Below are 2,674 nucleotides of genomic sequence, written 5' to 3'. Positions count from 1 at the left end.
GTGGTATTGGAGCATCGTGGTCACCAGTGTGTCGGCGGCGTTCTCATCGTCGATGACGCGGTACAGGACGGTCTCGAAGTGTGCGTCGGTAACCAGGCCGGACAGACCATACAGGTCCGGACTATCCAGAGACTCACCACCTGCTAGGGCGGCGATTTCGTCTGGGCTGTTGGCGAGCAGGGCGGCGAGGTTCTGTTTCGTTGTATCGGTGTAATTCTCGAGCGGTAGCTGGTTGACGACGAAGTCAATCGACCTTCCGGTAACCCACGTCGCCGCGGCCGAATTGTCGTCATCCTGGCTGGTGCGCAGGGTCGACGCCGCTGCCATAGCAGCAGTGAGCTCCTCGAGTCCGGCAGGGTTCCAATCGCCTTCGTCGAGCGTCTCCCACCGCTGTTGGGCCTGTTCCCCCGGCACCCACTTCCCGTCGCTGATCTCACCATCAGGGCTGAGATACTCTAAGGCGGCCTGGGCATTCGCCTGGTCGTCCTGGCCTGCGGCGCTGGGACTGAACCCGGGGATGCCCAGGCTGCTGTGGTCCGCTCCCAGCGAGCACCCCGCCAAAGGGGCGCAGGCCAATAACAGCACCAACAGTAGGCCCGCCTGTCGGCGTCGGAACGAGAGGACCGCGCGAGACTGGGGTCGCATGATGCGCAATTCCCCATATCGCCGTGAAACAGTTGCGAGCGCTAGAAACACTGCGGAAGCGATGAGGCTCAAGAATACCCGGGCCCAAACATCGCGAGACGAGCCGAGGGGCTGCGAGGTCAGCATACCTGGTAGACGAGAGGCGGGCAGATTCATTTGATAACCTCTGCCGCCTGGCCCTGGTCATACCCTGCGTTAGTGTTGACCATCGCGTTGTCGATGCTGTCCATGATGGAATCATTGACTTGCCGCTGCCAGGAAATGTACTCATGGGCGGCTTGTGGTGTTATGGGGTCGGGTGCGGTGATGGTGGGTTTCCCGTCTACCTCGGTGTAGAAGGAGAATGGGCCTCCGTTGTTGCCGGTGGCGGCCGCCTCCATGGTGGCGTCGCTGAGCAGGCCGTAGTTAGCGGCATCAACGTAGGCCTGGGCTCGCAGCACGGTCCTGATATCGGCGACGTCGATGGTGTCTAGGCGGTTATTACCTGTGCGTAGTTCGGCAATGCCGTCGAGGTAGCCCATGGTCTGCGCGGCGGACCTATACAGTCCGAGCAGGGTTGTTTCGGGGTCGGCGGACATGGGCATCTTCTCGTCGATTTGGTTGTGGTGGTATTGGAGCATCGTAGTGACCAGTGTGTCTGCGGCGTGCTCGTCGTCGATGACGCGGTACAGGACGGTCTCGAAGTGTGCGTCGGTAACCAGGCCGGACAGACCATACAGGTCCGGACTATCCAGAGACTCACCACCTGCTAGGGCGGCGATTTCGTCTGGGCTGTTGGCGAGCAGGGCGGCGAGGTTCTGCTTCGTGGTCGCGGTGTATTTCTTGGGGGGTGCTTGGTCGGTGAGGAACCTGATTGATCTGGCGGTGGTCCAGGTCGCTGCGGCTGAGGTCTCCTCGTCCTGACTGTCGCGCATGGTTGAGACCGCGGCCATGGCGGCAGTGAGCTCCTCCAGGGAGGTCGAGTCCCAGTTACGGGCGGTGAGCGCCTCCCACCGCTGTTGGGTCTGTTCCCCCGGCATCCACTTCCCGTCGCTGGTCTCGCCGTCGGGGGTGAGGTAGTCCAAGGCGGCCTGGGCATTCGCCTGGTCGTCCTGGCCTGCGGCGCTGGGACTGAACCCGGGGATGCCCAGGCTGCTGCGGTCCGCTCCCAGCGAGCAACCCGCCAAAGACACACAAAACACCAGCAACAGCACAAGCAGGGCCGCGCTCGGGTGGCATCGCCGCGAGAGGGCTACGCGAGTAAAGAGTCGCATAATAGGTGTCCTCCTCGCGGCTCGGTGCGGTGGTGGGTGCCGGCTGCCCGCACCAACCCCGAATGCGGTTTCAGGTCTGGATGAAGAAAGGTGCGCGCGGCAAATGCCGGGAGCGATACGAGGTTGACCACGCCAAGGCGCGTCTGCGTACGCATCTCGCGTCGCAACGTGACGACGTGCTGCAAAAATGCGGCACTCAGGACAAGAGCTTTAGGTGGTCTCATTTGATGACTTTGGCTGCCTGTCCCTCGTCGTAGCCAAAGTTGTAGCCGTTGGTGATCCTGACATCAAGACCGTCCATGGTGGCGTCTTCGACTAGTCGGTCCCAACGCATGTATTCGTGGGCGGCATCGGGTGTTATGGGGTCGGGGGCGGTGATGGTGGGTTGCCCGTCGACCTCGGTGTAGAAGGAGAATGGGCCTCCGTTGTTGCCGGTAGCAGCCGCCTCCATGGTGGCGTCGCTGAGCAGGCCGTAGTTCGCAGCATCAACGTAGGCCTGAGCACGCAGCACGGTCCTGATATCAGCGACGTCGATGGTGTCGGAAGTACTGTCGCCTGCTCGCAGCTCGGCAATGCCATCGAGGTAGCCTACGCTCCTTGCGGCAAACTGATACTGCCCAAGTAGGAGAGCTTCAGGGTCGGTTGCCGTAGTCATCTTTGAGTCGATCTGATTGTGGTGGTATTCGAGCATGGTCGCGACCAGTGTGTCTGCGGCGTGCTCGTCGTCGATGACACGGTACAGGACGGTCTCGAACTGTGCGTCAGTCACGAGGCCA

The 2,674-nt window shown here is 61.9% G+C and carries 3 protein-coding genes; all 3 read right to left on the bottom strand.

Features of this window, described 5'->3' with window-relative positions:
- Nucleotides 1-585, bottom strand: a 585-nt coding sequence (locus GZ997_RS08865; protein WP_343212313.1) for a DUF6571 family protein, incomplete at its 3' end; no start/stop codon positions are given.
- Between the two features lie 212 nt (nt 586-797).
- Complete coding sequence (locus GZ997_RS08860; RefSeq protein ID WP_162679635.1) at nt 798-1,898, bottom strand: DUF6571 family protein; 1,101 nt, start codon at nt 1,896-1,898, stop codon at nt 798-800.
- A gap of 220 nt (nt 1,899-2,118) precedes the next feature.
- Nucleotides 2,119-2,674 (bottom strand): DUF6571 family protein (locus GZ997_RS08855; RefSeq protein WP_203234149.1); only part of this gene is annotated, 556 nt, incomplete at its 5' end.

The sequence above is a fragment of the Actinomyces sp. 565 genome (assembly GCF_010365615.1).
In the GTDB taxonomy this organism is placed as follows: domain Bacteria; phylum Actinomycetota; class Actinomycetes; order Actinomycetales; family Actinomycetaceae; genus Actinomyces.
The sequence above is the reverse complement of the archived record's forward strand: the minus strand, read 5'-3'. Positions and strand labels throughout refer to the sequence as shown.